Source organism: Streptomyces sp. NPDC088246 (assembly GCF_044741025.1).
Classification (GTDB): domain Bacteria; phylum Actinomycetota; class Actinomycetes; order Streptomycetales; family Streptomycetaceae; genus Streptomyces.
Window position 1 is genome coordinate 235,208 of sequence record NZ_JBIURV010000009.1, and the last position, 23,178, is coordinate 258,385.

The 23,178-nt window shown below is 68.9% G+C and carries 18 protein-coding genes and 1 pseudogene; 4 read left to right on the forward strand and 15 right to left on the reverse strand.

The window, feature by feature from the left end:
- From ACIPEK_RS15660 to ACIPEK_RS15725, 14 genes are all read right to left on the reverse strand, one after another.
- A complete protein-coding gene (locus ACIPEK_RS15660; RefSeq protein WP_401995791.1) occupies window positions 1–849 on the reverse strand; it encodes a TatD family hydrolase in 849 nt (282 codons plus the stop codon).
- Window positions 849–1,514, reverse strand: a complete 666-nt coding sequence (locus ACIPEK_RS15665) for an EboA domain-containing protein (protein ID WP_401995794.1) — start codon at window positions 1,512–1,514, stop codon at window positions 849–851. The genes ACIPEK_RS15660 and ACIPEK_RS15665 overlap by 1 nt, the downstream gene beginning before the upstream one ends.
- A gap of 22 nt (window positions 1,515–1,536) precedes the next feature.
- Window positions 1,537–2,394: a sugar phosphate isomerase/epimerase family protein gene (locus ACIPEK_RS15670; protein ID WP_401995797.1), complete on the reverse strand. Its 858-nt coding sequence runs from the start codon at window positions 2,392–2,394 to the stop codon at window positions 1,537–1,539.
- Entirely contained in the window at window positions 2,391–3,458 is a 1,068-nt protein-coding gene (locus tag ACIPEK_RS15675; RefSeq protein ID WP_401995800.1) for an SCO3242 family prenyltransferase, read from the reverse strand. The genes ACIPEK_RS15670 and ACIPEK_RS15675 overlap by 4 nt, the downstream gene beginning before the upstream one ends.
- On the reverse strand, window positions 3,455–4,573 hold the full coding sequence (locus tag ACIPEK_RS15680) for an inositol-3-phosphate synthase (RefSeq protein ID WP_401995803.1): 1,119 nt from the start codon (window positions 4,571–4,573) through the stop codon (window positions 3,455–3,457). The genes ACIPEK_RS15675 and ACIPEK_RS15680 overlap by 4 nt, the downstream gene beginning before the upstream one ends.
- A gap of 130 nt (window positions 4,574–4,703) precedes the next feature.
- The gene (locus ACIPEK_RS15685) at window positions 4,704–8,426 is read right to left on the reverse strand and encodes a ThuA domain-containing protein (protein ID WP_401995806.1); all 3,723 of its coding nucleotides are present in this window, start codon (window positions 8,424–8,426) and stop codon (window positions 4,704–4,706) included.
- Between the two features lie 294 nt (window positions 8,427–8,720).
- Window positions 8,721–9,725, reverse strand: a complete 1,005-nt coding sequence (locus ACIPEK_RS15690) for a sugar phosphate isomerase/epimerase family protein (RefSeq protein ID WP_401995809.1) — start codon at window positions 9,723–9,725, stop codon at window positions 8,721–8,723.
- A gap of 12 nt (window positions 9,726–9,737) precedes the next feature.
- The gene (locus tag ACIPEK_RS15695) at window positions 9,738–10,979 is read right to left on the reverse strand and encodes a Gfo/Idh/MocA family protein (RefSeq protein WP_401995812.1); all 1,242 of its coding nucleotides are present in this window, start codon (window positions 10,977–10,979) and stop codon (window positions 9,738–9,740) included.
- Between the two features lie 68 nt (window positions 10,980–11,047).
- On the reverse strand, window positions 11,048–12,085 hold the full coding sequence (locus tag ACIPEK_RS15700) for a substrate-binding domain-containing protein (RefSeq protein WP_401995815.1): 1,038 nt from the start codon (window positions 12,083–12,085) through the stop codon (window positions 11,048–11,050).
- Window positions 12,086–12,185: 100 nt separating this feature from the next.
- Window positions 12,186–13,235, reverse strand: coding sequence for an ABC transporter permease (locus ACIPEK_RS15705; RefSeq protein ID WP_266356074.1), 1,050 nt, complete (start codon window positions 13,233–13,235; stop codon window positions 12,186–12,188).
- On the reverse strand, window positions 13,232–14,758 hold the full coding sequence (locus ACIPEK_RS15710) for a sugar ABC transporter ATP-binding protein (protein WP_401995819.1): 1,527 nt from the start codon (window positions 14,756–14,758) through the stop codon (window positions 13,232–13,234). Before ACIPEK_RS15710 ends, ACIPEK_RS15705 begins: the two co-directional genes overlap by 4 nt.
- 142 nt (window positions 14,759–14,900) lie before the next feature.
- A complete protein-coding gene (locus tag ACIPEK_RS15715; RefSeq protein WP_401995822.1) occupies window positions 14,901–16,082 on the reverse strand; it encodes an ROK family transcriptional regulator in 1,182 nt (393 codons plus the stop codon).
- Between the two features lie 219 nt (window positions 16,083–16,301).
- Window positions 16,302–16,961 carry an NUDIX domain-containing protein gene (locus tag ACIPEK_RS15720; protein ID WP_401995825.1) on the reverse strand — a complete coding sequence of 220 codons (660 nt, stop codon included), beginning with the start codon at window positions 16,959–16,961 and terminating at the stop codon, window positions 16,302–16,304.
- 30 nt (window positions 16,962–16,991) lie between these two features.
- On the reverse strand, window positions 16,992–17,777 hold the full coding sequence (locus tag ACIPEK_RS15725; protein WP_401995828.1) for a DeoR/GlpR family DNA-binding transcription regulator: 786 nt from the start codon (window positions 17,775–17,777) through the stop codon (window positions 16,992–16,994).
- Window positions 17,778–18,186: 409 nt separating this feature from the next.
- On the opposite strand from ACIPEK_RS15725, the pseudogene ACIPEK_RS15730 reads away from it, so the two are divergent.
- Window positions 18,187–18,435 (forward strand): annotated as a pseudogene (locus ACIPEK_RS15730) (IS1380 family transposase); the annotation flags it as partial.
- A gap of 290 nt (window positions 18,436–18,725) precedes the next feature.
- On the forward strand, window positions 18,726–19,253 hold the full coding sequence (locus tag ACIPEK_RS15735; protein ID WP_401995831.1) for a GNAT family N-acetyltransferase: 528 nt from the start codon (window positions 18,726–18,728) through the stop codon (window positions 19,251–19,253).
- Window positions 19,254–19,427: 174 nt separating this feature from the next.
- Here the strand turns inward: ACIPEK_RS15735 and ACIPEK_RS15740 are convergent, their stop codons facing one another.
- Window positions 19,428–19,655 (reverse strand): hypothetical protein, encoded by a 228-nt coding sequence (locus ACIPEK_RS15740; RefSeq protein ID WP_401995834.1) that lies wholly within the window; start codon window positions 19,653–19,655, stop codon window positions 19,428–19,430.
- 514 nt (window positions 19,656–20,169) lie between these two features.
- On the opposite strand from ACIPEK_RS15740, the gene ACIPEK_RS15745 reads away from it, so the two are divergent.
- Entirely contained in the window at window positions 20,170–20,529 is a 360-nt protein-coding gene (locus tag ACIPEK_RS15745) for a transposase (RefSeq protein ID WP_401995837.1), read from the forward strand.
- Between the two features lie 563 nt (window positions 20,530–21,092).
- Window positions 21,093–22,529, forward strand: coding sequence for a group II intron reverse transcriptase/maturase (gene ltrA, locus ACIPEK_RS15750; protein WP_401995840.1), 1,437 nt, complete (start codon window positions 21,093–21,095; stop codon window positions 22,527–22,529).
- Window positions 22,530–23,178: the final 649 nt, after the last annotated feature.

Consider the following 23,178-nt stretch of genomic DNA (forward strand, 5'->3'; position numbering starts at 1 on the left):
TCACTCCCCGCCGCGCAGGATGGAGTTGCCCTCGTGGAGTGGTTCCGGCGCGGCGATGCCGAGCTGGAGCCGGCCGCTCTGCCCGTAGAAGGCGACAGGATTGCGCCAGAGCACCTGGTCGACGTCGTCCTCGCTGAACCCGGCGGCAAGCATCGCGTCGCCCACCTTGCGGGTCTTGAGCGGGTCACTCCTTCCCCAGTCGGCGGCCGAGTTGACCAGGACCTTCTCGGTGCCGTGGGTCCTGAGGACCGCGATCATGCGGTCCTCGTCCATCTTGGTGTCGGGGTAGATGGAGAAGCCGGCCCAGCAGCCGCTGTCCCTGGCGTCCTTGACGGTCGTCTCGTTGAGGTGGTCGAGCAGGACCCGCTCCGGGGCGAGGTGGGATTCGCGGATGACGTCGATGGTGCGGTGCAGTCCGGCGAGCTTGTCGCGGTGCGGGGTGTGCACGAGTGCGGGCAGGCCGTGGTCGGCGGCGAGCTGGAGCTGTGCGGCGAGGGCGGTGTCCTCGGCCGGGGTCATGGAGTCGTAGCCGATCTCGCCCACGGCGACGACGGAGTCCTTGACGAGATAGCGGGGCAGGGCGTCCAGGACGGGGGTGCAGCGGGGGTCGTTGGCCTCTTTGGGGTTGAGGGCGAGCGTGCAGTGGTGGGCGATGCCGTACTGGGCGGCCCGGAAGGGTTCCCAGCCGAGCAGGGCGTCGAAGTAGTCGAAGAAGCTGGCGGGCGAGGTGCGGGGCTGGCCGAGCCAGAAGGAGGGTTCCACGAGGGCGCGGACACCCGCGTCGTACATCGCCTGATAGTCGTCCGTGGTGCGGGAGGTCATATGGATGTGGGGGTCGAAGATGCGCATCAGGACTCCTCCGTGGGGGCGGCAGGGCCGGGAGTGGTGAGGTCGAGCACCCGGGTGAGGTCGGCGGGGACGCTGCGGCCCGCGGCGATGCGTTCGGCCGCGAAGTCGCCGAGCATGCGGGCGAGTTCCGCGTCGCCGTGGGAGCGCCGTGCCAGTTGGTCGACGGCATCCACGGGGACACCGGTGAAGAGGCATTTGAGAATGGCGTGGCGCCAGTTGTGCGCGTCGAGATGGGCGGCGGCGTACGGGCCGACGGCCGCGGCGACGAGCCGGGTGTCATTGGTGCGCAGGGCGTCCTCGACGAGCGGAAGGGCGGTGGGGCCGAGGTCCAGCCGGTGCAGGGTGAGCAGGACGGCGCGGCGTTCGGCGGCGGTGCCCTGCTCGTAGAGCCTGGTCAGGGCGGGCAGTGCGGCGCGGGCTTCGATGAGCAGCAGGGCGCGTACGGAGTCGGCGTGTTCGAGTCCGCAGTGCCGGCCGGCGGCGGCGTACCGCAGTTCCCACGTCGGTACGGCGTACGGGCCGGCGGGCTGTTCGGAGTCCTCGTGGGAGGCGGCGTGTTCGGCCTCGGCGAGGGCCTCGTCGAGCCAGGCGCGCGCGGCTCCGCCGAGCTGTGCGTCGAGTTCCTTGCGGGTCAGCAGCGGGGAGGTCGTCGGGGTCATCGGCATGGCGTTGCTCCCTTCGGCGGTTTCAGCGGCTAGACGGACTGTGCTTGCGGAGGAACTCGATGGAGGTGCGGGCGAGTTCGGGGCCGGCGTGGGAGTGACGGGGCAGTTCGACGACGATGAGGCCGCGGTAGCCGGTGTCCGGGAGGGCGTCGAGCGCTTCGAGTACGGGCGGGAAGTCGATCTCGCCTTCACCGAACGGGAGGTGTTCATGGATGCCCCGGCGCATGTCCTCGATCTGGACGTGCCGCAGCCAGGGGGCGGCGTCGCGGACGCAGTCGGCGGGCGCGGCGGGCTCCAGGCATTGGCAGTGGCCGATGTCCAGAGTCAGTCCGAGCGGTGGTGGATCGCCGCTGAGAACGCGCAGGTGGTGGAAGTCGGCGAGGTTGGCGAGGAGGTGTCCGGGCTCGGGCTCGATCGCCAGGGGGATGCCGGAGCGGTCGGCGGCGTCCAGGACGGGGGCGAGGGAGTCGGTGAGCCGCTGCCAGGCGGTGTCGGGGGTGGTGTCCGGTGGGGTGATGCCGCTGAAGCAGTGCACGGCGTGCGCACCGAGGTCGGCGGCGATGCCGATGGCCCGGACGAGCAGCCGGGTGCGGGCTGCGCGGGCCTCGGGGTCCGGGTCGAGGAGCGACGGCCCGTGCTTGCGGCGGGGGTCGAGGACGTAGCGGGCCCCGGTCTCCACTGTGACGCCGAGGCCCAGCTCCTGGAGCCTGGACGCCACTCGGCGGGTGCGCGCGGCGACGTCGGGGGCGAGAGGATCGAGGTGCATGTGGTCGAGGGTCAGCCCGACCCCGTCGTACCCGAGATCGGCGAGGAGTCCGAGGGCGTCGTCCAGGCGCAGGTCGGTGAGCCCGTTGGTGCCGTAGCCGAGGCGGATCGTCATGTGAGGCTCACCTTCCGGGCGAGAGTGCGGGCGAGCGGGACGAGTCCCATGACGGCGAGCCCCGAACCTGCTGCTCCGGCGCGGGTGGCGAGGGCTGCCTGGAGCGGGATCATCGCCCGGATGCCGCCGCCGACGGCGCGTTGGGTGAGGGGCGGGGACGGGTTGAGGGCGGCGTGGAGGAGGGGACCCGCGGCAGTATGGAAGTAGGAGCCGGTGAACGCGGTGAGCAGGAGGCGGGGGGCGGTGGAGGCGGGGGTCGCCGTGGGCCGGTGCGACCGGTGCGACTCCCCCTTCCTGCCGTGTCCCGCATCCGGGGTCGCGTCCCCGGGTCCGCGCTGCTCGCGCAGGGCCGCGGCGCCCAGTGCGGCAGTGACCGCCAGCGCGGCAAGGGGTGCGGTGGTGGATCCGCCCTGTGCCTCGTGCCGTGAGACGGCGGTGACGGCGTAGGTGTGCGCCCCGAGCAGACCGGCGGCCGGAAGGGCGGCGCGAACGACGCCACGCGAATGCGAAGCCGAAGCCGAACCCGTGCGCGAGCCGGACGCCGAAGCCGCACTCGAACCCGAGGCCGTACGCGATCCCGAGCCCGTACGCGACCCCGTGCCCGCCGTCCTTTTCGCCGTGCCGGTGGCGGTGGCGCCGAGCAGCAGATCCAGTCCTCGTGCCGCCGCCATCGCCGCCGGTCCCACCGGGGTGTGCTTGAGGCGGAGGTCGTACGCCCAGACCGTCGCCGCCAGCCCCGTGGCGACCGCGAGGGCCGGGCGGCCGGCCCGGGCAGCGAGGCCCAGGCCCGCGGCCGTCAGTGCGCCCGCCGCCGCGAGGGCCGCGCCGGGAGCGATGCGGCCCGAGGGGATCGGCCGGTGCGGGCGGTCGACGGCGTCCTCGTCGCGGTCGGCCCAGTCGTTGAGCGCCATGCCCGCCTCGTACAGGCAGAGCGAGGCGCCGACAGCGAGCGCGGTGCCGCGGTCGGGGCGCCTGCCCGTCGCCGCCGCCCCGGCGAGTGCGTCGCCGGGGACGGTGAACAGCGCCGACACCCGCAGCAGATCCGCCCAGGCCCGTACCGTCACTTCTCCCCCCGCAGCGTTTCGGCGAAGGCGAGCAGCGCCATGTACTGCTCGAAGAGTGCGGCAGGGCCGCCGTCCGGGTCCTTGAAGTAGAAGCCGAGCTGGGGCAAGGGGCCGGTCAGCCCCTTCTCGTGGGCGCGGGCCACCAGTCTGGCCAGGTCCAGAACCAGGGGTGCGGCCAGTGCGGAGTCGCACCCCTGCCAGGTCGTCTGGAGCACCATGCGTGCCCCGAGGAATCCATCGAACGCGATGTGGTCCCAGGCCGTCTTCCAGTCGCCGAGGGCCGGTACGTCGTCGATGTGGACCTCGCCCTCGGGCGCGGTTCCCAGCGTGTCGGCGAGGACGCGTTCCTTGCCCGCGTTCTTGGCCGCGGCCGCGCCCGGGTCGGCCAGCGCCGCGCCGTCGCCGCCGCCCAGCAGGTTGGTGCCCGACCAGGCCCGTACAGGCAGGGCGCGTTGCACGAACATCGGGGCGAGTACGGAGCGGAGCAGCGTCTGGCCGGTCTTGCCGTCGCGGCCCGCGTGAGGAAGTCCGCAGCCCGCGACGGCGTCCTGGAGGGCGGGGGTGCGCAGCCCGGTGGACGGGGTGAAGTTGATGTACGGGCAGCCTGCCCGGAGCGCTGCCGCGGCATAGAGCGAGCTGACGGGCAACCGCCGCTCGCCGGGGGACGGGACCGGTTCCGTGGAGGCGACATTGATCACGACCGTCCTGGCCAGGTCGTTGCGGTGGCCGAAGTCCGCGAGGTCGGCGGCGAGGGCTGTGATGAGCTCCTCGTCGCTACGGGTGTCGCCGGGCAGTGGCCCGCCGGGCCGTATCTCCGCGTCGGCGGCGGTGAGTTCGGAGCGTACCGCCGAGGGCAGGCCGTGCGGCAGCACTCCCCCGGTGGCCAGTGCCTCGGCCCTTTTGGGCAGTGGACAGCCGACAGTGTCGTGTCCGCCGAAGACCAGTGAGGTGAGGGTGGGCAGCCCGCTCTCGGCGAACGGTGGTGTTTCGGTGACCATGCCTGCCGCCGGGTGGAGCCCTGCTGCGACCGCCGCGCACCCCGCTGTGGCGGTGGTGGCGACGGAGCCGCGTGCTCCGATGAACCAGACTCCGGTACGAACGGCGGGTGCTGACACGGGCTGCCTCCCTGGCTGGGGGTCCTGGCTGGGCAGAGCAAGTGGCGCTGTGCGACGAGGGGACGGGATCGGGTGGTGACGGCGGGCGGGGCGGATGTCCTTCCCCGCCCGCCGTCGGCCGGAGTGCGCCCTACGCCGAGGGCAGTTCCTTCAACTGGATGTTGCGGAAGGACACATGGTCATTGGCACCGTGGTTCTGGATGCCGATGTAGCCGTCCTTCAGGCTCCGTACCGGATCGGTGTTGGTGAAGTCATTGATTTTCACTCCGTTGAGGAAGACCTGGAGACGTTCGCCCTGGACCTTGATCTCGTAGCTGTTCCACTGGCCGGGCGGCCGCAGGACCTGGTCACGGGCCTTGATGTTCGCCGCCTTGAAGGTGTAGACCGAGCCCGTGGTGCGGTCGGGCGCGTCGGTGGCGTCGATCTGGACCTCGTAGCCGTTGTTCACCGCGGACCAGGGGTCGTCGGACTCCGGGAAGCCGACGAAGACACCGGAGTTGTCGTCGCCCTCCATCTTCCAGTCGAGCTTGAGCGAGTACGACCCGAGCTCCTTGGCCTGGTAGGTGAGCAGACCCATGCCGCCCTCGGAGCGCAGTTCACCGTCGACGATGTTGAACTTTCCGGGGCCGGCCTGCTTCCAGCCCTCGAGCGTCTTGCCGTTGAAGATCGACCGGTAGCCGGTGTCGGGCTTGCAGTCGGCCTTCACCTGACCGGCCGCGTACCGCATGCCGCCGAGGAGGAGTTTGCGGAAGGCCGGTTCGGCGTACGACTCCTTGGTGTGGCCGAGGCCGGTGTAGAAGGAGCGGCCGCCCTGGTAGCTCTGGCACCAGGTGATCGGGTGATCGCCCTTCATGGTGCCGCCGGTGTAGGTCGTCTCGTCGAGTGTGGCGAGGACCTTGGCCTGGCTGCGCGGGTTGGTGCGGTAGTTGTACCACTCGTCGGTACGGTCCCAGGCGTCGTCGAGGTGTGCGGTCGCCGGGTGGTTGTGGTCCTCGACGCGTACGGTGGCGGGCTGGATCGCGGGGTGCCCGGAGAAGTACGCGCCGACGAGTCCGCCGTAGAACGCCCAGTCGTACTCGGTGTCCGCGGCGGCATGCACGCCCAGGTAACCGCCGCCGGTGGCCACATAGTTCTCGAATGCCTTCTGCTGATCGGCATTGAGCACATCACCGGTCGTCGACAGGAAGACGACGGCGTCGTACCGCGCCAGGTTGCTGGTCGTGAACTGGCCGGCCGCCTCCGTCGCGTCGACGGTGATGTTGCTGTCCTTGCCGAGTTCCTTCAGCGCGGCGATGCCGTCCGGAATCGCGTCGTGGCGGAAGCCGGCCGTCTTCGAGAAGACCAGGACCCGCTTGGCGGTGCGGTCGGGGGCGCTGTTGGAGAGCTCGAAGTCGTCGACGTCGTACAACGCTCCGGCACCTCCCTTGAAGACGAGGAAGAGTTCGGTGGCCTTCTTGGGAACGCCGCGCAGCGGTACGTCGATGTCCTGGAAGTTCTCCCAGCCGCCGGTCACCGGCACCGGTGCGGAGCCGAGGATCGTGCCGGTGGCCGATCCGGACCGTACCTCGAGGAAGCCGCCAGCGCCGCCGGACGAGATCCGGGCGGTGAGCTTGGTGGTTCCGTCGAGGATGTACGGCTTGAAGGCGATCCAGTCGTCGTTGTTGATGTCGCCGACGGTCTTCCCGCCGTGGGCGGCCGCCTTGTCGTACGTCTTGATGCCGGACGACGAGGTGAAGTGCTCGGCCTGCCGGTGGCGGGGCTGGAGCTGCGACTGGTCGTGCCCGGACAGCGCGGCCTGGCCGCCGCCTCCGTTGTCGGTGTAGGAGGCGTCGATGACTCCGAAGATGTTGGCGTTCGGGTCGTGTCCGCCGTCGACCGCGGTCTTGATCGTGCCGGAGCACCCGTTGACGGTGGTGATGGGGTGTCCGTGGCTGTCGTGGCCGAGGACGAAACGCACCTCGACCTTGGAGCAGTCGATCGTGCCGTCCTCGGGATCGGTGACGGTCACCTTGAACGGGATGTCGTCGCCGAAGTCGAACAGCTGCCCGTCACCGGGGAGTTCCAGGTTCACCTTGGGTGCCGTGTTGCCCACGGTCACGTGGACGCTTGCCGCGCCGGTGCGCCCGGTGGGGTCCTTGGCGGTGACGGTGGCGGTGTAGGTGCCGTTCTTCTTGTACGTGTACGTCGGGTTGGCGGCCGTGGAGGTTCCGCCGTCGCCGAAGTCCCAGGCGTACGTGAGCGCGTCGCCGTCACCGTCCGTGGTTCCCGCGGAGGAGAACTGCACCTTCAGCGGTGCGGTGCCGGATGTTTTGTTGACCGCTGCCTCGGCGACGGGTGAACGGCCACCGGTGGCGTTCTCGATGCGGTAGAGCGCGGAGTTCTCGTCGCCGCCGAACCAGGAGAGGCCGTAGTCCAGGACGTACAGCGCCCCGTCGGGGCCGAAGGCCATGTCCATCACCTGGGTGCCCGACCAGGGGATGTTGTTGATGGACTTGACCGTGCCGTCGTCGTCCTGCTCGATGCGCTTGATCCAGCGCCGGCCGAACTCTCCGGCGAAGAAGTCCCCGTCGTATGCCTCGGGGAACTTCACCGGGGAGTCGAGGTTGGGGTCGTAGTGGTAGACCGGGCCGCCCATCGGGGACTCCGATCCGGTACCGAACTCGGGCACGGAGCCGCCGTCGTACGGAATCCAGGCGGGCTGCGCCGCGGGCAGGTCGACCAGGCCGGTGTTGTGCGGCGAGGTGTTCTTCGGAGCTGCGCAGTCGAAGGCGGCGCCGGAGGTCTTCGTCGCGAAGTCGTAGTCGATGAACGGGTCGTTGTCGCCGGTGCAGAACGGCCAGCCGAAGTTGCCCGGCTTGGTCACCCGGGCGAACTCGACCTGTCCGGCCGGTCCGCGCTTGGGGTCGGCCGCGCCCGCATCGGGCCCGTAGTCACCGACGTACACGATTCCGGTGGCCTTGTCGACGCTGAAACGGAACGGGTTGCGGAAGCCCATCGCGTAGATCTCGGGGCGGGTCTTGTCCGTGCCCGGCGCGAAGAGGTTGCCGTCCGGAACGGTGTACGAGCCGTCGTCGGCGACCTTGATCCGCAGGATCTTGCCGCGCAGGTCGTTGGTGTTGCCCGAGGTGCGCCGGGCGTCGAACGCCGGGTTGCGGTCGGGGCGCTGGTCGATGGGGGTGTAGCCGTCGGAGGCGAACGGGTTGGAGTCGTCACCGGTGGACAGATACAGGTTGCCCTGGCCGTCGAAGTCGATGTCGCCGCCGACGTGGCAGCAGATGCCGCGCGACGTCTTGACGTCGAGGACCTTCTTCTCGCTGGCCAGGTCGAGGGTGCCGTCCTCCTTGAGGACGAAGCGGGACAGCCGGTTCACTCCGTCGAACTTGGCGAAGTCGGCGGCGGTCCCGGTCTCGGGGGCGTCGCCCGCGGGGGTGTCCAGCGGGGGCGCGTAGTAGAGGTAGATCGCCCGGTTCTCACTGAACTCGGGGTCGATGCCGACGCCCTGGAGGCCTTCCTCGTCGTGCGAGTAGACGGGGAGGACACCGGAGATCCTGGTGTTGCCGGCGCTGTCGGTGATCCGCAGCTCGCCGTTGCGCGAGGTGTGCAGCACGCTGCGGTCGGGGAGCACGGCCAGCGACATGGGCTCGCCGGTCTCGGCCGCCCCCTTGGCGAGGGTGACCTGCTGGAAGTCCTCGGCCGCCGCGTCGGCGGCGGCCGGCGAGGACGGTCCTGCCGCGGCTGCTCCGGGCGAGGCGCCCAGGGCGAGGGTGGCCGCTGCGAGCAGGCCGCCGGTGAGCAGCGCGAGGGATTTGCGGACGCGGAGCCGCGTTCTGCTCCTGTTTCTGGTTCTGTGCACGAGTGTCCTCCGGAGAGTGCCGGTTGTACGGGCGGGTGCTGCCGTGCCGTTCTGCGCGGGGACTGCCGCGCAGGTCATGCGGGGCCTGTGGGGCGCCGGTGACCCGGGTCATGTCATGAACACGTTGGGGACGGTAGACCTGTTCGTCCGTGACGGAAAGCCCTTACGCAGCGGTCTTGTTGAACTTTTTCCTGCGTCAGGACAAAGCGGGGTGAGGGCAGGGTTGAGCGCGGGGTGGCGGGCTCTCTGCCCGCCCCGCCCCGGCCCGGAGGCGTTGCTCCCCGGAAGGACCCGTCAGTCCCCGCCCCCGAACGCCGCGTCGAACGACGCCGACGGCGGCTCGAAGTCATACCGCTTCAGCGTGGCAAGCGCTTCCGGCGCACCCGCCAGCCGGTCCATCCCTGCGTCCTCCCATTCGACGGAGATCGGCCCCTCGTAGTCGATGGACCGGAGCATCCGGAAGACGTCCTCCCATGGCACATCACCGTGCCCGGCGGACACGAAGTCCCAGCCGCGCCGCGGGTCACCCCACGGCAGATGGGAGCCGAGGCGGCCATTGCGGCCGTCCAGCCGCCTGCGGGCCTCCTTGCAGTCCACGTGGTAGATCCGGTCGCGGAAGTCGTACAGGAAGTTGACCGGGTCGAGGTCCTGCCAGACGAAGTGGCTGGGGTCGAAGTTCAACCCGAACGCGGCCCGGTGGCCGACGGCCTCCAGAGCGCGGTGCGTGGTCCAGTAGTCGTACGCGATCTCGCTGGGGTGCACCTCGTGGGCGAACCGCACGCCCTCCGCGTCGAAGACGTCCAGGACCGGGTTCCAGCGCTCGGCGAAGTCCTCGTAACCCCGCTCGATCATCTGCGGCGGGACGGGCGGGAACATCGCGACCAGGTGCCAGATCGAGGAGCCGGTGAAGCCGATGACGGTACGCACCCCGAAGGCGGCGGCCGCGCGGGCGGTGTTCTTGATCTCCTGGGCGGCCCGTTGGCGCACCCCTTCGGGTTCACCGTCGCCCCAGATCCGTGCCGGCAGGATTCCCTGGTGCCGTTCATCGATCGGGTTGTCGCAGACGGCCTGGCCGACGAGGTGGTTGGAGATCGCCCAGCACTTCAGTCCGTACTTGTCGAGCAGCTGCCGCCGCCCGTCCAGATAGCCGGGGTCGGCCAGAGCCTTGTCGACCTCGAAGTGGTCGCCCCAGCAGGCGAGTTCGAGCCCGTCGTACCCGAATTCCCGGGCAAGCCGGCAGACCTCCTCCAGCGGCAGGTCGGCCCACTGGCCGGTGAAGAGTGTGAAGGGACGGGGCATGCGCAGGACCTCCTAGAGAACTACGGGGGTGTGTACGGAGTTCTTCTCGGCGCTCTCCTCCACCGCTGCGAGCACCCGCTGCACCTGCAGTCCATCGGCGAACGACGGTGCGGGAGCGGTCCCTTCGGCGATCGTCCGCACCAGGTCACGGGCCTGGTGGATGAAGGTGTGCTCGTAGCCCAGGGCGTGGCCCGGCGGCCACCACGCCTCCAGGTAGGGGTGTTGGGGTTCGGTGACGAGGATGCGCCGGAACCCTGCCGTGGTGGCGGGTTCTGTGTGGTCGTGGAACGACAGCTCGTTGAGCCGTTCCAGATCGAAGGCGAGCGAGCCGCGCTCCCCGTTGATCTCCAGCCGCAGCGCGTTCTTCCGACCGGCCGCCATCCGGGTCGTCTCGAACGAGGCCAGCGCCCCGGAGGCGAGCCGGCCGGTGAACAGGGCCGCGTCGTCGACGGTCACCGCTCCTCGCGCGGCCGAATCCGCGGCGCCGGAGAGCCCGGCCGACGGACCGGCGAGCAGCGGCCGCTGCGTCACGAACGTCTCACTGACCGCCGACACCCCGACCAGCAGCTCCCCCGCCAGATACTGGGCCAGGTCGACGATGTGCGCCCCCAGGTCGCCGAGCGCTCCCGAGCCTGCGTGCTCCCGCTTCAGCCGCCAGGTGAGCGGGGAATCGGGATCGACGAGCCAGTCCTGGAGGTAGGTGGCGCGGACATGCCTCAGGGTGCCGATCCTCCCCTCGGCGATCAACTGCCGGGCGTACGTGATAGCGGGCACCTTGCGGTAGTTGAAGCCCACCATCGCCACCTGACCGCGGGCCGCCGCGCGCTCCGCTGCCTCGGTCATGGCCTCGGCCTCGGCGACCGTGTTGGCGAGCGGCTTCTCGCACAGCACGTGTTTGCCCGCCTCCAGGGCGGCGATGGCGATCTCGGCATGGCTGTCGCCGGGGGTGCAGATGTCGACGAGCTGCACATCGTCCCGGGCGATCAGGTCCCGCCAGTCGGTCTCCGCCGCCGCCCAGCCGTGGCGGGCGGCCGCCGCCTCGACCGCTGCCCGGTCGCGACCGCAGATCGCGGCGAGAGCCGGTTTCATCGGCAGCTCGAAGACGTGTCCGGCGGTGCGCCACCCCTGCGAGTGGGCGGCGCCCATGAACGCGTATCCGACCATGCCGACTCCGAGCGTCGGCGCACTCGTCATCGGCCGATACGTCGGCGGCGGCGCTGCGGCCTCCTGATCCGTCTCTTCCCTACGGGCCATCCGGGCTTCCTCCTCGTCGGTCGTTCGATGGGTGCGGCAGGAGGGTCAGCACCCTCCTGCGGGGCGGATCAGCTGAAGCCCGTCGGCAGGTACTGGTCGATGTTCTCCTTGGTGACCACAGCCGAGTAGAGGGTGAGACTGGTCGGGATCTCCAGTTCGGCCAGACCGCCGATGCCCTTGCCCTGTCCGAGGGCGCGGGCCAGGTCGATGGCGGACGCGGCCATCGTCGGCGGGTAGAGAACGGTGGCCTTCAGCACGCTGTTGTCGGCCTTGATGGCATCCATCGCGGACTTGGCACCGGCGCCGCCGACCATCAGGAACTCGTCGCGGCCCGCCTGCTGAATGGCGCGCAGCGCGCCCACGCCCTGGTCGTCGTCGTGGTTCCACAGGGCGTCGAACTTCTTCTGCGCCTGAAGGAGTTGAGCCATCTTCGCCTGGCCCGACTCAACGGTGAAATCGGCGGCCTGACGGGCCACCAGTTCGATGTTGGGGTAGTTCTTCAGCGCGTCGGCGAAGCCCTGGCTGCGCTGCTTGGTGAGCTCCAGGTTGTCGATGCCGGCCAGCTCGACGACCTTGGCGTTCGCCTTGTCCTTGAGCTGCTCGCCGATGTGTGTACCGGCGTTGAGGCCCATGCCGTAGTTGTCGCCGCCGACCCAGCAGCGGTACGCCTGCGGCGAGGCGAAGATCCGGTCCAGGTTGACGACGGGGATGCCCGCCTTCATCGCTTCCAGACCGACCTGGGTGAGCGCCTTGCCGTCGGCGGGAAGGATGACGAGGACGTCGACCTTCTTGTTGATGAGGGTCTTGACCTGGCCGATCTGGGCGGCGGTGTCGTTGGAGCCCTCGGTGATCTCCAGGGTCACCTCGGAGTACTTCGCCGCCCGCGACTTGGCGTTCTCGTTGATGGCGTTGAGCCAGCCGTGGTCGGCCTGCGGGCCCGCGAAGCCGATGGTGACGGGCTTGCCGGGCTTGTCGTCGGCGGCAGGCTGATTGCTCTGCGCCGTCTCCGACTTCTTGGGCTCGTTGCTGGTACAGGCGGTGAGGAGGGCGCCCGCGGAGACTGCTGCGGTGCCGAAGAGCAGTCCTCTGCGGCTGGTTTCTGGCATGGCTGTCAAACCCTTCATCCGGTGCGTGACATGTCACATATGGCGTATGGGGCGGTGGGTGGAATGGAGAAGCGGAGCTGCCGGGAGTGCGCCCGGGGGATCAGGTCTCCCCGTGCGCCGATGTGCGGCGCTGGACCAGGACGGCGGCGACGATGATCGCGCCCTTGGCGATCTGCTGGACGTCGCTCTGCAGATTGTTGAGAGCGAAGATGTTGGTGATGGTGGTGAAGACGAGGACACCGAGCACGGAGCCGACGATGGTGCCACGTCCGCCGCTGAGCAGGGTGCCGCCGATGATCGCGGCGGCGATGGCGTCGAGCTCGTACAGATTGCCGTTGGTGTTCTGTCCCGAGCCGGAAAGGATGATCAGCATGAAGGCGGCGATGCCGCAGCACAGCCCGGAGAGCAGATAGAGGTAGAGCCGCTGCCGTCGTACGTCGATACCGGCCAGCCTGGCCGCTTCCGCGTTGCCGCCGACCGCGACCGTACGCCGTCCGAAGGTCGTGCGGTTCAGCACCAGCCAGCCGATGACGGTCACCGCGGCGAACATCATGACCAGGGGCGGGATGCCGAGGACGTACGAGTCGGGCAGGCCCAGGTCGAGGACCGACTTGACGGTGACGATCTGGGTCTTGCCGTCGGTGATCTGGAGGGCGAGCCCGCGGGCCGAGGCGAGCATGGCCAGCGTCGCGATGAACGGCACCATCCGGCCGTACGCGATGAGCACCCCGTTCACCAGCCCGGCACCGAGTCCGACGATCACGGCGGTGAACAGAATCCCTGCGAAGCCGTACTCCTGGGTGGCGAGCGTGGTCGCCCAGACGGAGGCGAGCGCGACCATCGCCCCGACCGACAGGTCGATGCCGCCGCTGGTGATGACGAAGGTCATCCCGACGGTGACGACGCCGATGACGGACGACTGGGTCAGGATCAGCTGAAGGTTCCCGGTGTCCAGGAAGGCATCGGGTTCGGTGAATCCGCCGACAGCGACAAGTACGGCGAGAACGCCGAGGAGCGAGAGGTTGCGGACGTCCGCGCGCAGGCCGAAGGTGCGCGAAGGTCCGTCCTTCTTACGGGGTTCGGCGACCGGGGCGGGGGCGGCCCCCTTGTCCGGCCCGCCCTGCTGCGCCGAGGAAACGGGCTGCGTCATGACGTCGGGCTCCCTTCCATCACTAGGTCGAGTACACGGTGCTCGTCCAGCTCCCGGGCGCCCGCCGCATGCACGACGCGGCCCTCGCGGAGCACCAGCACCCGGTCGGCGAGGCCCAGCACTTCGGGTACCTCGCTGGAGACGAGCAGCACGGCGAGGCCTTCGTCGGCCAGCCGGCGGATCACGGCGTAGAGCTCGGCGCGGGCGCCGACGTCGACACCGCGGGTCGGTTCGTCGAGCAGCAGCACCCGGCAGCCGCGCAGCAGCCAGCGGGCCAGGACGGCTTTCTGCTGATTGCCGCCGGAGAGCGTGCGGACGGGGGTGTCCGGGTTGTCGGGGCGCAGGGAGAGCTCGCGGGTGGCGGTGCGGGCCGCCCGGCGCTCGGCCCCGCGGTCGAGCCAACCAGCCCTGGAGAAGCGGGACATGGAGGAGACAGAGACATTGCGGGTGACGGATTCGAGCATCAGCAGGGCCTGCGCCTTGCGTTCCTCGGGGGCGAGGCCGATGCCTGCGGCGACGGCCGCGCGGACGCTGCCGGGCCGGAGCTGTTTGCCGGCCACGATGACCCGTCCGGCGCTCGGCTTGCGGGCGCCGTAGACCGTCTCCAGGATCTCGGAGCGCCCCGACCCGACGAGTCCGGCCAGGCCAACGATCTCGCCGGGCCTCAGCTCAAGGTCCAACGGGTCGAATTCGCCCCTCCTGGCCAGTCCTTCGACCTTCAGTACCGGCTCCGCCACTGTCGTTCCCGCGCTGCCCGTGGTGCGCGGCGGGAAGACGTACTCGACATTGCGGCCGGTCATCATGGCAACGATGTCTCGTGTCGGCGTGGACTTGGCGGGCAGCCCCACGGCGACGGCCCGGCCGTCCTTGAGCACGGTCACCCGGTCGCCGATCCTGCGGATCTCCTCCAGGCGGTGCGAGATGTAGACGACGGCGACCCCGTCGGCGGTGAGGGCGGCGACGATACGGAAGAGGTTGTCGACCTCGTCGGGGTCGAGTGCGGCGGACGGCTCGTCCATCACGATGAGCCGTACGTCGTGGGAGAGCGCCCGCGCCATGGAGACGATCTGCTGCTGGGCGGCGGACAGTTCGCCCACCGGCCTGGCCGGGTCGATCTCCGGGTGGCCGAGACGCTTCAGCAGTGCGGCGGCCGCCGTGCGGCCCTCGCGGGTGCGGACGACGAAGCGGGCGGTGGTGGGTTCATGGCCGAGGAAGACGTTCTCGGCGACCGACAGGCCCTCGACCAGGTCGAGTTCCTGGTAGATGGTGGCGATGCCCAGGCGCATCGCGGTGATGGGCGACTTGAGCGCGGCCGGTTCGCCGCGCCAGGTGATCTCGCCACCGTCGGGCTGATGGGCCCCGGCGAGCACCTTGATGAGGGTGGACTTGCCGGCGCCGTTCTGCCCGAGGAGACAGTGGACTTCGCCGGCCTGGACCTCCAGGTCCACGCCGTCGAGGGCGCGTACTCCGGGGAACGACTTGGTGATGCCGGACATGGTGAGCAGCGGTGGTTCCGGTGCCATGACAAATCCCCTCGGCGAATGGGGTCTCCCCTGCTCGAGTGCAGCCGAGAGCTTGGGGAAGGCCGGTGAGCGGGCAGGGCTGTACCAGGTGCGGTGGTGCGGGTGTTTCCGGACTGTGCCGATGTGCTGCCGGCCCCAGGGGTCAGGCCGGTGAGAACAGGTGGTCGCTGATGAGGCGGGCGGCGCCGATCACTCCGGCCGCCGGCCCCAACTCGCCCAGCACGATGGGAAGATTGCCGGTGGCCAGCGGCAGCGACTGCCGGTAGACCTGGGTCCGGACGCTGGCGAGAAGCGTGTGACCGAGGCCGGTCACACCGCCGCCGATCACCACCAGTCCGGGATTGAAGAAGCTGACGAGTCCCGCGATGACCTGGCCGACCCGGTTGCCGCCTTCGCGGATCAGGTCGAGCGAGGTCGCGTCACCGGCGGCCGCGGCGGCGGCCACATCGGCGGCGGTGAGCCTTCCGGCCGCCTCCAGCCGGCCCGCGAGTTCCGCCGACTGTCCGGCGCGCGCCGCGTCCTCGGCGTCGCGGGCGAGCGCGGCACCGCTGAAGTGGGCTTCCAGGCAGCCCCGGTTGCCACAGGCGCAGGCGCGTCCTTCGGGTTCGACCTGGATGTGGCCGATGTCTCCGGCGCTGCCCGTCGTACCGCGGTGGACCTCGCCGCCGACGACGATGCCGCAGCCGATACCCGTACCGATCTTGACGCAGAGGAAGTCGCCCACGGAGCGCGCGACGCCCGCGTGCTGCTCCCCCATCGCCATCAGGTTCACATCATTGTCGACCATGACGGGGCAGCCCAGTTCCTGGCTGAGCGCCTCGCGGACCGGGAAGCCGTCCCAGCCGGGCATGATCGGCGGTGCGACCGGTACCCCTTCGGGGAAGCGGACCGGTCCGGGTACGCCGATGCCCGCGCCGTCGAATCCTTCGGCGAGCCCGGAGGCCCGGAGCTTGGCCGCCATGGACAGCACCTGCTCGAAGATGGCGACGGGCCCTTCGCGTACGTCCATCGGGTGGTTGAGATGACCCAGGACCTCCAACTCGGCGTTGGTGACGGCCACATCGACGGATGTGGCACCGATGTCGACGCCGAGGAAGCGCAGCTGCGGGGCGAGCCGGATGTTGTGCGAGCGACGTCCTCCGCGGGATGCGGCGAGTCCGTCGGCCACGACGAGTCCGGTCTCCAGCAGCCTGTCGACCTCGACGGCGAGCTTGGAGCGGGAGAGATCGACCTGATCCCCCAGCTGTGCCCGTGAGTTGGGCCCGTCGTCGCGCAACAGCCTGAGCAGTCGCGCCTGATGCGCATTCGCGGGTCGTGCTGTCATACGTCTCACGCGCCCCTCCCCGCCACATCGGCCTGTCCGTCGGGCTTTCGAGGGGAACGTAGCAGCGGTTGCCGGGAGTGGGAAGAAGTTGCGCAGGAATCCGCTACAACTTTCTCCACACCGAGGACAAAGCCGTTCGGCCGGGTCATGGTCCGGCCACCGGCGCAGATGACGTCCGGGCGTGTACCGGGGCGGGTCGGGGTCGGGGCGGGCCGGAAGTCAGCGGTGCCGGAACGGGCCGTCCAGGGCCGCCCACTGGAGCAGCATGATGGTCTTGGCGTCGGCGATGACCCCGCCGCGGACCATGGAGAGAGCCTCCTCGAAGGGGAGTTCCACGGTCTCGATGTCCTCGCCCTCGGCCGCGATCCCGTGCGCGCCGGCGGTGTCAACCGCCGAACGGTAGGGGGCGGCGAAGAAGTGCAGGCGTTCGGTGACCGAGCCGGGACTCATGTAGACGTCGAAGACGCGCTCGGGAGTGCCGACGAGGTGTCCGGTCTCCTCGGCCGCTTCCCTGCGGATGGCCTCCTCGGGGCTGTCGCCGTCGAGCAGCCCGGCGGCGGTCTCGATCAGCATCCCGTCGTGGTGCCCGTTGACGTAGGCGGGCAGCCGGAACTGACGGGTCAGCAGAACGGTGCGACGACCGGGGTGGTAGAGCAGAATCGTGGCGCCGTCGCCCCGGTCGTAGGTCTCGCGCTGTTCCCGGCTCCAATGGCCGTCGCTGTGCTGATAGTCGAAAGTCGTCCTGCGCAGGACGTACCAGTCGCAGGACAGCACGTCCACGTCACTGATGCGCACTCGCGGATTGCCGGTCAGGTCGCGGCCGTGCCGGTCCAGACCGGTGCGTCCGCGGCGGTCGGGGGTATCCAGGCCTGCGGTCATGTCGTGCGCTCCTCGCGGTTGATCCGGTTCTCAGGCCAGGACGGTGTGGACGCCCGCATCGCGCAGGGCGGACAGCGTCAGCGGGCCATTGGGGTGGGTGGCGGCGTCCTCGGCCGCGTTGTCGGTGACGAACACGTCCACCGCGCCCACGGCGGCGACCTGGCTGAACGCGCGCACCCCGAGTTTGGTCGCGTCGGCAACGGCAATGGTCCGGTCCGATTGCGCGAGCGCGGCCTGCTTGACGGCCGCGTCGTCCAGCGAGAACTCCGACCAGCCGTACTCGCCGTGCACACCGCCGATGGACATGACGAAGCAGTCGAAGGCCAGCGCCTCGATGGTGCGCAGGGCCAACGGGCCGACCAGCGACTGTTCACCGGGACGGGACCGGCCTCCGACGATCAGCAGCTCGATCCCGGGCCGGTCCGCCAGGCGGACCGCGGCCTGAAGACTGACCACCGCCACCGTCAGGGGCGCCCGTTCGGCCAGGTGCTCGGCGACGTGCACGGTGGTGGTGCCCGCGTCGAGAAGCACCCGCGATCCCGGCTCCACCATCGCGGCCACGGCCGCACCGAGCCGGTCCTTCGTCGCGGCCTGCCACGGCTCACGGGCAAAGAAGCCCGCACCCTCCTCCCGTGCACGCGTGGCGACCGCACCGCCGCGCACCCTGCGCACCAGCCCCTGCCGCTCCAGTGCGTCGAGATCCCGGCGGACGGTCATTTCGGAGACCCCCAGGCGATGGGAGAGCTCCGACACGGAAACCCGGTCGGAGCCCTGCACCAATCGCAGGGTCAGGTCCAGACGATTGGCGACACCCATGGCTCATTTCTAACACATCGATGTTCGATTGAACATTTGAGTGTGAGAAAGCTGGGCGGCTCCAGGAACCAGGACGGCGCGGAACGCGGAAGAGGGCCTGGGCTCAAAGCCCAGACCCTTCCCTCACGACGCCGTTCGGTCCAATCCGTAGGTAAGAGCAGTTCGGCAGGACGAGCAGTCCGGCAGATCGTTCGGGTGGTGGTGGCCGTGCGCGGTGCGGGTGGATGCATACGTTCGGCTTGGCCGTTAATGCCTTCGGACAGACGGGGCACGTCTTGGCGCTCGCCGGCCACCGCCACAGCATGAGTGTTGGCCCTCGCCGGTGCTGGGCGTACGCCTGCTCGCGACCGGGCCTGAACGCCTTGGGATAGATCGGCGCCGTCCAGCGCCGTCGAGCGTCAACGCTCCTAGCATTCCCGACGACATCTGGCAACACATCAGTTACCCGACCGCGGTGCCCGACCCCGCAACCGGTGAACTCATCTCGGACTCCGAAGTCGCCGAGATACCCAAATACACCGCCTTCGCGAGCCGAAAGAAAGCGGAGCGGGTCACCGCCCGGCTGATCGTGCGCCGGGTCCGTGACCTGGCCAAACCCGCCGTCATGGGTGAACAGGGCGAGCTGTTTCCCGTCTGGCGCCACCACCCCTTCTTCACCGGCCAGCCCGCACGCGTGCGTCCGAGCCGTGCTCGACTTCTTCGACGTCCGACTGGCCGCCGGTGACTACCTACTGGTCGAGGACAGCCTGGCGAAGCGGGCTACCCTCCGGGAGTTCCTCCGGAGCAGCCCGCATCGGTACCAGCTCGACACCCGGTACCTGGACTTGTTCGGCGAGAACACGAGCTGCGCGATCGACTCGATCCTCCGGCGGGCGTAGGATGCGGCGGCGCGGGCACCCTCGCGTAGGCCGGCCGTCTCATCCGACGCACTGCGACGAGGATCAGCCCATGCGCAGCAGCACCAGGATCCGCCTGATCGAGCCCACCGACGCCGCCCCGATCGCCGCACATCGGGTGCGGGACTTCGAGGCTTTCCGGCCGTGGGAACCGGTCCAGCCGGCCGACTTCTTCACCCCGGAGGGCCAGGCGGAGCGGATCGACAGCCTGCTGGCCGGATACCGGGCCGGCGCGGTCTGGCCGGGCGTGGTGCTCGCCGACGACCAGGTGATCGGGCAGGTCACCGTCGGAGGCATCCTGCCGCAGCCGCACCTGCGCCGCGGCTCCGTCGGATACTGGATCGCCAGCGTCGCCCAGAATCAAGGGCACGCCGGGCACGCCGTCGGGCTTGTCCTCCGGGTGATGAGGGACGAACTCGGTTTGCACCGCGCCGAGGCGTCCACCAATCTGGAGAATCTGCCGTCGCAGCGGGTGCTGCGCCGCAACGGGTTCAGCCCGTACGGCGTCGCGCACTCCTCGATCTTTCTCGACGGGAGCTGGCGGGACGGGCTGCTGTGGGAGCGGGTCCTCGGCGACTGAGCTAAGGCTCGGCCGTTTCGGCGGCAACTCCTCGCATGCTTTCCAAGATGCGTTCGGCGTGCTCCATGTCAGCCGCGTGCGCGAGTTCCAGCAGCTTCTTCTTCTGTGCCGGGTTCTTCGTGCTCTCGGCGAGCTGAAGTAGTTGCTTTCGGCGCACCTTGTACTGCCAGTACTTCAGCTTGGCGTCGGCAGCGTCGTCAGTACGCCGATCAGCCAGGGCAGGATGAGGACCAGCCAGGGTGACGACCAGGTGCAGATCTTTCCGGGCCAGGTGTTGGTTCCGAGCGAGACGCCGACCGAGACCATGAGTGTGGCGATGCTTGCCCCGCTGACATCGGCCGCTGTGATGACTGGCTTGCGCTTCTTCCCTGTGCCTGCGGCCGTGCTGTTTCCCTCAGCCATGGTGCCCGTCCTTCGGCCGAGGAATGTCTGAGAACCTTCCTTGCAGCATTACCCGGCTGAGCGAGGCGTCGAGTGTCCTCTTCCTGAGGAGGAAGCGAGTCACCAGCGTCACCAGCACCGGAAGCACCGTCCCACCAGCGCCGAAGATGACGAGGGGCCAAGATGGGTGGTCCATGGCCTAGCTCCTCCGACCCTGTTCCTGCGCAGGTTCCTTCATGGCCATGTCCCCCTGTGTCGCCGGTAGTTCGGCTATAGATCATGCCGCACCAAGGCTTGTCGCGTGAGCAGGATGACCATGCGTGCTTCCCTGCCGTAGGGCCGCCGGCGTGCTGCGGCCAAGGGGCTCGCATACCTTCACCTCATGGACTTCGACATCACCGCGGAGGAGGAGGCCGTCGTCTTCCACCTCACCGGCTTCGTTCACGCTGGCCATTCCCCCACGGATTGAGGTTCCCCCGAGATGCGGGGATGGGTGACAGAAGGTCAGATGGGTCTCATGAGAGGAGCCCAGACGATGCCTGCGCCGAGGAAGTACCCGCTGGAGTTGCGTGAGCGTGCGGTACGGATGTACCGGACCGCCGAGCCGAAGCCCGTGATCCGCCGCATGGCCGAGGAACTCGGCGTGCACCACGAGGCCCTGCGCAACTGGATCCGCCAGGCCGAGGCCGACGTCGGCGAACGCGACGACCTGCTCACCACCGCCGAGCGTGAGGAGCTTGCCGCCCTGCGCAAGGAGAATGCCCAGCTCAAGCGTGCGAATGAGGTCCTGCGGACGGCCTCGGCTTTTTTCGCGGCCCAGCTGTGCGCCACGAGGCGCGATGTTGATCGAGAGGTGGTGAAAGACCACTTCCGTCGGGCCGTCGTAGCGGCCTGATCGAAGCTTGGGGGCAGCTCGATCCGGGGAACGCCGGTGAGGGTGGCAAGCGGCCCCGACGAAGGCGGGACGTGCTGGAACTGCCAGACGGCGCGGGCCCGTTCAGCAAGGTCAGAAGGTGTAGCGAGAGCGAACCAGTGGTGGACGCCCCGTAACAGCGAAGCCGGGTCAAATCTGGTGGATATGGGCCGGTGTGCAGTGCGTGAGGTCTGGACCTTCGGGCTTGGTCTCAACTCCGAAGCCGTTTAGTTGTGTCGGTGGGGAGGTCACGTTGAAGGTCTGCGGCGTAGACGTGGCGATGCTGCCGGGGTAGAGCTGGGCGCCTCCCTGACCGATCGATCACATGGTGAACGTGGGAACCATTCGCGGTCGCCCTTCTGTTGGACAGCCAGTTCAGCGGTGGGCAGGTCCGTTGCCGATTGAGGGCCGTGGGATGGGGCGGAGGTCCCGTAGTAGTCGCGGGCGTGACGACCCGTCGTGGAGGCCGTGAGAGACGGCCGCAGGGCGAAGGGGGCCAGCAAGTCAGCAGTTGAGGTTGCTGGAATATTGGGAGGTTTTCGCTGGTGAATACCGACGAACTGGAGCACGCCCTATATGGGGCGGAGCGACGGGTACTGAATATCCAGACCAAGCTGCACCGTTGGGCTCGTGATGATTCTCATCGCAGGTTCGACGACCTCTACAACCTCGTTTCCGACCCCGGTTTCCTTCTGGTGGCCTGGGATCGGGTGCGGGGCAACAAGGGTGCCCGCACGGCTGGAGTGGACGGGCGCACGGCGCGTTCCGTCGAGGCCGGGCAGGGCGTCGGGGATTTCCTCGACGGACTGCGGTCGCGGTTAAAGGACCGTAGTTTCCGACCGCTACCGGTGCGGGAGCGCATGATCCCGAAGGCGGGCGGGAAGCTCCGCCGTCTGGGGATCGCGACTGTCACCGACCGGGTGGTCCAGGCATCTTTGAAACTGGTATTGGAGCCGATTTTCGAGGCGGATTTCCTCCCGTGTTCCTACGGGTTCCGCCCGAATCGCCGAGCTCATGACGCGGTAGCCGAGGTGCGCTATCTCTCTTCGCGGCCACGCAATTATGAGTGGATCGTCGAGGGAGACATCACGGCCTGTTTCGACGAAATCTCGCATCCGGCCCTGATGGACCGGGTGCGGCATCGAGTCGGTGACAAACGCGTCCTGGCCCTGGTGAAGGCCTTCCTCAAATCGGGCATCCTCGGTCAGGACCGCCTGCTGAGGGAGACCACTGCCGGAACCCCGCAAGGGTCGATTCTCTCGCCTTTGCTCAGCAACGTGGCACTGTCGGTCCTGGACGAGTACATAGCTCAGGCGCCAGGAGGCCCGGGTGCTGGGAAGGTGGACCGTGCCAGACGGCACCGCCATGGTCTGCCCAACTACCGCCTCATTAGGTACGCGGACGACTGGTGCCTGATGGTCTTTGGCTCGAAAGCTGATGCCGAGGTCCTGCGCGAGGAAATCGCTGAGGTCTTGTCCACGATGGGCCTGCGCCTGTCACCGGAGAAGACCTTGATTACCCATATCGATGAGGGGCTGGACTTTCTCGGGTGGCACATCCAGCGTCACCGCAAGAGAGGGACCAGTCAGTACTACGTCTATACCTATCCCGCGAAGAAGGCTGTCCAGGCCGTGAAGCGGAAGGTCAAGACGTTGTGCCGAGAGGTCGAAGTAAACCAGCCGTTGGACGACCTGCTGCGTCGGCTGAATATGGCGTTGCGGGGCTGGTGTGCTTACTTCCGGCCCGGGGTGTCCTCCGCGACTTTCGCTTATCTGAGCCACTACACGTGGCAGACGGTATGGCGTTGGATGCGGCGCAAACACCGCCGGTCCACGTGGAAGGAACTCCGCCACCGCTACTGCGGCGGCGGATGGTGGCCCGCCAGTGAGGACAGAGAGCTGTTCGACCCCGAGAAGGTAGGCACGACCCGCTACCGATATCGAGGTTCGATCATTCCGGCTCCCTGGCCTATCGCGGGATGAGGATGTCCAACACGCAGCCCATTTCGGGGCTTGTGGAGAGCCCGGTGCATTGAGAGGTGCCCGCCGGGTTCGGGAAGCGGTCCGGGGAAACGGGCCGGTCGAAAGACCGGCACCGCGCCCCGGGCCGACTTTCACCGACCCGACCCGGCCCAGGTGACGGCGCTCGTTGACGAGCACCCGCATCTGGGAGTCGAGCCCGTACTCCGGGAACTGAACATCCCCCCAGCAGCACACCTCAGCACCCTGGCAGGACTCCTCGTCCACGCCACCGCACACGGCGCGACCCTCACGACAGAGACCAAACCAACGTGTTGATTCTTTACGGGCCCTTACCTGATGGCTTCAGAATGACTTGCGGTGTCTGCGGGGCAGGCGATGTTGCAAACGAGTTCGAGCGGCCCCGGATGGAGGTTGGCCCGACATCCGGAGCGGATGCGGAGTACGTCATCCATCGCGGCCGCGCCACGGCCTGGCCACGGGCCCGCTGTTCGTCCTGACCTTGCGTGTCAGCGGCACTGACGAGTTAGATCCCTGAGGTGACTGCCGGCCGCGCGCTAGTGCCGGATCAGGCAACGTTTGCCCTGTCCACGACGGCGCGTAGGTGCCGGTTGTCGGCATTGCGGTTTCGCCAGATGATGTAGCGGCGGAT

Bases quoted from the DNA above. Each gene is read 5' to 3' on its own strand.
- ACIPEK_RS15660 (WP_401995791.1), bottom strand. From the start codon at position 849: ATGCGCATCTTCGACCCCCACATCCATATGACCTCCCGCACCACGGAC.
- ACIPEK_RS15665 (WP_401995794.1), bottom strand. From the start codon at position 1,514: ATGCCGATGACCCCGACGACCTCCCCGCTGCTGACCCGCAAGGAACTC.
- ACIPEK_RS15670 (WP_401995797.1), bottom strand. From the start codon at position 2,394: ATGACGATCCGCCTCGGCTACGGCACCAACGGGCTCACCGACCTGCGC.
- ACIPEK_RS15690 (WP_401995809.1), bottom strand. From the start codon at position 9,725: ATGCCCCGTCCCTTCACACTCTTCACCGGCCAGTGGGCCGACCTGCCG.
- ACIPEK_RS15695 (WP_401995812.1), bottom strand. From the start codon at position 10,979: ATGGCCCGTAGGGAAGAGACGGATCAGGAGGCCGCAGCGCCGCCGCCG.
- ACIPEK_RS15700 (WP_401995815.1), bottom strand. From the start codon at position 12,085: ATGCCAGAAACCAGCCGCAGAGGACTGCTCTTCGGCACCGCAGCAGTC.
- ACIPEK_RS15705 (WP_266356074.1), bottom strand. From the start codon at position 13,235: ATGACGCAGCCCGTTTCCTCGGCGCAGCAGGGCGGGCCGGACAAGGGG.
- ACIPEK_RS15710 (WP_401995819.1), bottom strand. From the start codon at position 14,758: ATGGCACCGGAACCACCGCTGCTCACCATGTCCGGCATCACCAAGTCG.
- ACIPEK_RS15715 (WP_401995822.1), bottom strand. From the start codon at position 16,082: ATGACAGCACGACCCGCGAATGCGCATCAGGCGCGACTGCTCAGGCTG.
- ACIPEK_RS15720 (WP_401995825.1), bottom strand. From the start codon at position 16,961: ATGACCGCAGGCCTGGATACCCCCGACCGCCGCGGACGCACCGGTCTG.
- ACIPEK_RS15725 (WP_401995828.1), bottom strand. From the start codon at position 17,777: ATGGGTGTCGCCAATCGTCTGGACCTGACCCTGCGATTGGTGCAGGGC.
- ACIPEK_RS15735 (WP_401995831.1), top strand. From the start codon at position 18,726: ATGCGCAGCAGCACCAGGATCCGCCTGATCGAGCCCACCGACGCCGCC.
- ACIPEK_RS15740 (WP_401995834.1), bottom strand. From the start codon at position 19,655: ATGGCTGAGGGAAACAGCACGGCCGCAGGCACAGGGAAGAAGCGCAAG.
- ACIPEK_RS15745 (WP_401995837.1), top strand. From the start codon at position 20,170: ATGCCTGCGCCGAGGAAGTACCCGCTGGAGTTGCGTGAGCGTGCGGTA.